The following is a 6,859-nucleotide window of genomic DNA, read 5'->3' as shown; positions in this document are numbered from 1 at the left end:
TTTTCTTGTTTTATATAGTGTCGTTGCGAGCGGGAGCGTGGCAATCTCAGAGGACAAGCACTACGGATTTGCCTTTGAGATTGCCGCGTCGCTATCGCTGCTCGCAATGACACGGTTTGAGTCGCTACACCAACTTCCTCATCGCCATAATGTACCCGCAGTGCAAACCTTCGTGGAAAGGCAAAAAGGCAACTGCGTCGTCAATGCTGCTCATGTCAACACCGTAGCGGGTGGTCCAGGTAACGTAGTTGCCAAATATACCGGCATGGTAGTCTTTTTCCAGTTGATCCAGACTGGTCAGTAGCAGGGTTTTGATAAGCTGATATTCCTGCTCATCTGCCGGTCCTTCCGGTTTGGTTTCAGATTTATAACGGTTAAAGAAATCTTCATCTACCCATATATCCAGCCCGGCGCGTTTATAGCAGATACCTTGTTGTGCAGCTATCATGTGACCCAGGTTCCAGATAATGTTATTATTAAAGCCAGCGGGTATCTTGTTGAGTTGCTCCAGGCTAAAGCCTTCTAATGTATTTAAAATGCTCAGGCGTGTTTTACGTACAATTTCCAGTTGTTTCTCTATCATGATGTTTATTGATATAAACACTAAAAAAATAAAAAAAGCTGGCACTTGCCAGCTTTTTTTATTTAAAATTTGCCAGGATGACTGCTTTGACCGCCGCCTCCGGTTCCTGTATTTCCAATAAACCCATGCGTTAAATTACCACGATGCGCACATTCATATTCTTCTACAATGTTACCATCAGATTGTAAGACCAATTTCGGTAAACTTTGATTTGCGCATAATATAGTGTGTGTACCCCATATTTCTACGATATTGTTGTTCTTATCTCTTTGTCTAATTACTAAGTTACCGTCACCCTGAAGGATTACGTAAGAATTAATTTGCTTAAACGCACCACCTGTTGCAGTTTGAGAACTCCACAAAGATTTCCCAGTACTTCTGTTATACAAAACCAGATTGCCATCACCTTGAATGGTAAACTCATAAGATGATCCAAAATATACAGAAGAAGGGTACTGCGTTTCATTGGAAGGCTGATAAACAGCCATTATTGTACCTGCAGGTAAAATTACTGTTCCGTTTCCTGCAACGGGAGTCGGCAGGGTCGCAATACCGCAATTAGGTATGGCAGCAGCCGTAATAGTTCTACCGTTAGAAACAGAAGATGAATCAACTACTTTTGTGATCTCAGCAACTTTAGAAGAGATTCCATCGGTTTTCAAAGTTGGTGCTTCTTGTTTTTGACAGCCAAAAAGGAAAAGGCCGAATAATGCGATGTTAATAAATTGTTTTTTCATTTAATAATTATTGTTTAGCGTAAAAATATAAAAAATAATGCTATCTATAGTTAATTTATATTAATCCTTAAGATAAATGAATGAGTATTTTAGGACAAATTTTTAAATTACATTTGTAGCCGATGGAGAAAACGGCTGCAACAGTACAAAGCAACAGACCAATATGGGTTTTTATTGCCTGTTGGACGCTGTTTAACATTATCCAGTCGGCCACGCTGGAGATCCATGCCGATGAAGCTTACTATTGGATCTACTCGCGCTTCTTAGCTTGGGGGTACTTTGACCATCCGCCCATGGTGGCGTTGTTCATAAAGGCGGGTTATGCCATTTTCCAAAATGAGTTTGGTGTACGGCTACTCACAATTTGTTGCAGTAGCATAGCGCTTTATGTACTGTGGCTTATTGCTAAGCCTTACCGGGTGCAATCTAAATGGTTCATACTCGTTGTTTCGGGCATGTTCATTTTTAATATCTACGGCTTTACTACCACGCCCGATGTGCCGCTGTTTCTGTTCACGGTGCTGTTTTTCTATTTCTATAAGCAATATCTGGAGCGTGACAACCTAAAGCTTACCTTATTACTGGCGCTGATTATCGCTTGCCTGCTATACAGTAAATACCACGCGGTATTGGTTATCGGTTTTACCATCCTGTCTAACCCCGCGCTGCTTAAACGGAAGAGCTTTTGGCTCATGGCTGCGGTAGCTACCGTTCTTTTTCTGCCGCATATATTATGGCAGGTTAACCATGGTTACCCAACCATTACCTACCATTTGTTCGACCGCTCGGAGGCAGGCTACCGTATCGACCAAACCTTGGGTTATCTGCCGGCACAACTGGCCATGGGCGGGCCGTTTATTGGCTGGTTTGTGTTTTATGCTGCATTTCGCAAACGGGCCACCGATCCATTTAAACGTGGGCTGATGGTAAACGCGGCGGGTACTTTTATCTTTTTTTTACTGAATAGTTTAAAAGGCATAGTTGAGCCCCACTGGACGCTCATAGCCTTTGTGCCTCTGGTAACATTGGCGCTGATATACATTACCGAAACTGCCAAACCCTACCAATGGCTGCAAAGGCTGGCCATTATCAATATCGCCTTCATTTTTATTTTAAGAGCATGCCTTGTTTTCGGCCCCGCCTGGATACGTAAGGTTGAACAGTTTAAAAGCTATTACGGGTTTAAGGAATGGGCGCACCTGGTGAAACAAAAAGCTGGTAGCCATTACGTGGTAATGAGCGAGGGTTTTCAAAACCCCAGCAAATACAACTTTTATAATAATACCGTAACCTGCCTCAGTTATGACGCGCGCGACTACCGACGCACACAATACAGCCTTTGGCCCATTGAAGATAGTTTGCAGCATAAGAGAATATATTATGTACTCAACCGGTTTCAACAGGGCGTTACTACCGATACGATAAAGAACATGGCCGGCACCTGGTATGCCGGCTGGGTTGATGATGCGCGGAGTTACCAGAAGGTGCAGATCAGTTGCCTTCAAAAGCATATAAAAGCAAGGCCGGGGCAAAGTTTGCAATTTGACGTAACCATAACTAATCCGTACCCTTTCGCAATTAACTTTGCCAACCATAATGCTAAGCACCCGGTATTTTTGGAGACCTGCTTTTTTATACATACTACCCCTGTTGCGATACAGCAGGCTGATAGCACATTTAACCAGGTACAGATACCCATAGGTAAAGCAGCGCGTTATACCGTGAAGGTGGTGGCACCTAAACAGAAGGGACTGTATGACCTGTTCTTTTCGCTCCGCACCGAACCGTTTACCGGTAGCCGCAACAGCAGCTACATTAAATTTACTGTTGAATAACTTACCCGCATGATTAGAAAAATATACGCACTCCTGTTATTAACCCTTTTAACTTCCGCGTTAGCAAAAGCGCAGAACGTTGATTTTCATTTAAATGGCTTTGGTTTTTTTGATAACCGGGAGTATAAGGAATTTCCGGAAAGGTCGCGCACCTATTCGGGCGTACGTACCACTATTGATCTTGGCTTCCACATCGATAGCAATAACCACTTTTATGCCGGCGCCAACATGCTGCACGAGTTTGGAGGCAACCCGTTTTTTGTAAGGGTGAACCCAACCATATATTATAGTTTTAATAACAAGAACTGGCTATTTAATATCGGCGCGTTCTCCCGTGAGGGTTTACTGACCGATTATCCGCGTGCGATGCTGAATGATACGTTGCGTTACTATCGCCCCAACGTAGAAGGTATGCTAACGCGATTCAAAAACCAGCATGTAACAGAAACCATATGGATTGATTGGGTGAGCCGCCAAACCGCTACAGACCGTGAGCAGTTCCTTTTTGGTTTTTCGGGCAAGTACCAGCCCTGGTTAAACGGGCCACTTTACCTGGCTCATTACGCCTTTATGCTGCATGATGCGGGTCCCGGAGTAGCCATACCAGGCGACCATATACGCGATAACGGCGCTTTACAGGCAAAGCTTGGGGCCAATTTCAGTCATAAAACCTTTCTTGATTCGTTAAGTATAGAGGCGGGTGCCATGATGTCGTTAGAACGCGTGCGCGGGTTGGATAATTTCCAGAAACCAAAAGGTTTTGTGGCTAATGCCTACTTAAGCTACTGGCGACTGGCGATCTTTGATGAGTTTTACAAAGGCGATGGCCATCATATTGAATATGGCGACGCTTATTATCGCTATAAAACCTATAACCGCCTTGATTTTATTATTACGCCATTTGTTGCCAAAGGCTTGCGCGGTCAATTTATATTCAGCTTGCATAATACGCCGGGCTTTAGCAGCAACCAGGAAGCTTTCAGGCTGGTGTATGATATCGGGCGAAAGAATCTGGTAAGGTTTAAGGATTAAAAAAACAGAGCAGGCACATATAGTACGTTAACTATGCCACAACTTAGCAATAACCAGCAACTGCGGCAACTGGCCAACCTGGAACTGCTTGCCCGGCAAGTGGTAGAGGGCTTTATTACCGGCCTGCACCAAAGCCCATTTCATGGCTTTTCAGTCGAGTTTGCGGAGCATAGGCTGTATAACAGTGGCGAATCAGTAAAGAATATCGACTGGAAGCTGCTTGCCCGTACCGATAAGTTATTTGTAAAGCAGTTTGAGGAGGAAACCAATCTACGCTGCTACCTGTTGCTGGATACTTCATCTTCTATGAATTTCCCACCCGTGGGTACAAGCAAGCTGGAGTTCTCTATTTATGCTATTGCCTCGCTCATGTACTTGTTTAAACAGCAGCGCGACGCTTTTGGCCTGTGCCTTTTCTCTGATCAAATGGACTGGATAAGCCAGGCCCGGTCTACTTCGGCACACCTGTTTTACCTGTTTGCCGAACTGGAAAAGGCCTTCGCCGCGCCTAAACGACATACTGCAACCAACATTACCCAAACGCTTCACTTTATTGCCAATGAGATACATCAGCGCTCTATGGTGATCATCTTTAGTGATATGATGGAGAATAGCATGGACCCGGAGAAGGCCGCAGAGCTGTTCGCGGCTTTGCGGCATTTAAAATACCGCAGGCACGAGGTAATGATTTTTAATGTTATCGCCCCCGGGGAGGAACGCGATTTTAATTTTGATAACCGCCCGCACCATTTTATTGATATGGAAACCGGCAAAGAAGTACGTGTGCAGCCCGGGCAGGTGCGCGATAGCTACCGGCAGGCCGTAGCGGCATACCGGCAACAACTGCATTTAAAATGCGCGCAATACGGCATACAACTCATGGATGCCGATATTGACAAAGGTTACCAGGCTATCCTGCGCAGCTTCCTTATCAAAAGAAACAGCATGATCTGATGCCAGGCAAGATTGATGTTGATTTTGCTTTTTAACTTTTAAGTGTAATATTTACGGCTTTGTGAAATTGTTGAAATCAATTTAGCATTGGATGTGTTATTGAGTAAACGCACTTATTTTAAGTATGAGACTTTCTGTAGAACGCAAACCCATAAGAGTAAATCCGGATCCGAAACGTGTTATAGCAAGATTTTTTTTTAATGGTAATAACCGGGCTAAAGAAGTTATACAAAGAGTAATGGGTATAAGCGAGGAAACCGCCTTTGGCATTATATCGCCATTGCTGCAGGAGTACTCTAAACGCCACCGTAACATTACACGGGTACTTAACCGCCATTGCAGCAAATTAAAACCGCTGTTTGCCGAACTGGGGATTGATTTTGACAGCCTAACCGTATACCGTAAACTGCTCATGGGCTCGTATTTTACGCATGAGTATTCTATCGAGTCGGCGGCGTTTTTTAACCCTTCGGTAATTGAGGACCCCGACCAGGCTGAGCTCGAAGAAGGGCAAAAGCGTATCATCCTTAGTTTCAGGGCAGTGGGAGAGGGGCATATTTCTTCTATTACCTTCCGCCGCGCGCTTATTGATAAAGATAACCAGATAACCGTACAGCCTGCCGGTAGTTATATTGACGAAGCCGAGATCATTCGTAACGCAGTATATAATAAGAAACTATTCTTAGAAAAAGCAGCCATCACACAGATCAACATCTCTGTGTTGAAGGAGCTGGAAGAAAAGCTCGACCATCATTTTGAGTATGCCAATTTGCGTCGCATTATTATCGACTCGCAGAATGGGCAGGAAGACGACATGATGCGCCTGGAATATGACAAGGTGCTGTGGCTGGCCGACTCTTATTACGAGATCGTTTTCTCGATGGATACCGATATATCAGACCGTGTGATCTTCCCGATATCGGAGTATGAGCGTAAAGGTATCGAGGATGCCCGCTTTGTTAAATTTACCAATGATGATGGCACATCGGTTTACTATGCTACCTATACCGCCTATGATGGTTCGCTGATTATGCCGAAGCTGCTGCAAACCAATGATTTTTATAATTTCAAGATCATGCCTTTATACGGGGCAGGCGCGCAGAACAAGAACCTGGCTTTATTCCCGCGGAAAATCAATGGCCGCTATGCCATGATCTCACGTATAGATGGCTGCAATAATTACATCATGTATTCTGATAAGATCAATATATGGGAGAAACCCGATCTTTTACAGAAACCAAGCTTTACCTGGGAGTTTGTGCAGATAGGTAACTGCGGCTCGCCTATTGAAACCAAGGACGGCTGGATAGTAATTACGCATGGGGTTGGCCCGATGCGCCGCTATGTGCTGGGCGCGAGTTTGTTAAAGCTGGATGACCCAACCGTTGAGATCGGCCGCTTAAAAGAGCCATTATTAGTACCCAACAGTGATGAGCGTGAAGGTTATGTACCCAATGTACTTTATTCCTGCGGATCTATCATTCATAACAACAAACTGATCATCCCGTACGGTATATCCGACTCTTCTACCTCTTTTGCCGAAGTGGACCTTAACGAGCTTTTAACCCGCCTCAAAGAGGATGGTGTAGAGTAATTTCTAATCTAAAGCGATTTTAAGATAAATAAAAATCCTCTTCCATGGAGGGATTTAGAGAGGCGTCACAACTTTGTCTAATCCTGCAAGTCAAAGCCCTCTCCTTTGGAGAGGATTTAGGTGA

At 44.4% G+C, this 6,859-nt stretch carries 6 protein-coding genes; 4 read left to right on the top strand and 2 right to left on the bottom strand.

Annotated features, from left to right (window positions below; genetic code table 11):
• Positions 1–124: 124 nt before the first annotated feature.
• Together CKK33_RS17920 and CKK33_RS19550 are read right to left on the bottom strand one after the other, a co-directional pair.
• Positions 125–583 (bottom strand): DinB family protein, encoded by a 459-nt coding sequence (locus CKK33_RS17920; RefSeq protein WP_233138256.1) that lies wholly within the window; start codon positions 581–583, stop codon positions 125–127.
• Positions 584–645: 62 nt separating this feature from the next.
• Positions 646–1,320 carry a hypothetical protein gene (locus CKK33_RS19550; protein ID WP_158223472.1) on the bottom strand — a complete coding sequence of 225 codons (675 nt, stop codon included), beginning with the start codon at positions 1,318–1,320 and terminating at the stop codon, positions 646–648.
• Between the two features lie 122 nt (positions 1,321–1,442).
• Between CKK33_RS19550 and CKK33_RS17910 the strand changes: the two genes are divergently transcribed.
• The 4 genes from CKK33_RS17910 to CKK33_RS17895 all read left to right on the top strand — a co-directional run bounded on the left by CKK33_RS17910 (position 1,443) and on the right by CKK33_RS17895 (position 6,735).
• A complete protein-coding gene (locus tag CKK33_RS17910) occupies positions 1,443–3,155 on the top strand; it encodes a glycosyltransferase family 39 protein (protein WP_095705428.1) in 1,713 nt (570 codons plus the stop codon).
• Between the two features lie 9 nt (positions 3,156–3,164).
• Positions 3,165–4,187: a hypothetical protein gene (locus CKK33_RS17905; protein WP_095705427.1), complete on the top strand. Its 1,023-nt coding sequence runs from the start codon at positions 3,165–3,167 to the stop codon at positions 4,185–4,187.
• 33 nt (positions 4,188–4,220) lie between these two features.
• Positions 4,221–5,141, top strand: a complete 921-nt coding sequence (locus CKK33_RS17900) for a DUF58 domain-containing protein (protein WP_095705426.1) — start codon at positions 4,221–4,223, stop codon at positions 5,139–5,141.
• A 124-nt stretch (positions 5,142–5,265) separates the two neighbouring features.
• Complete coding sequence (locus CKK33_RS17895) at positions 5,266–6,735, top strand: glycoside hydrolase family 130 protein (protein WP_095705425.1); 1,470 nt, start codon at positions 5,266–5,268, stop codon at positions 6,733–6,735.
• Positions 6,736–6,859: the final 124 nt, after the last annotated feature.

This window comes from Mucilaginibacter sp. MD40, assembly GCF_002288635.1.
In the GTDB taxonomy this organism is placed as follows: domain Bacteria; phylum Bacteroidota; class Bacteroidia; order Sphingobacteriales; family Sphingobacteriaceae; genus Mucilaginibacter.
This window is presented reverse-complemented; position numbering and strand designations above follow the sequence as displayed.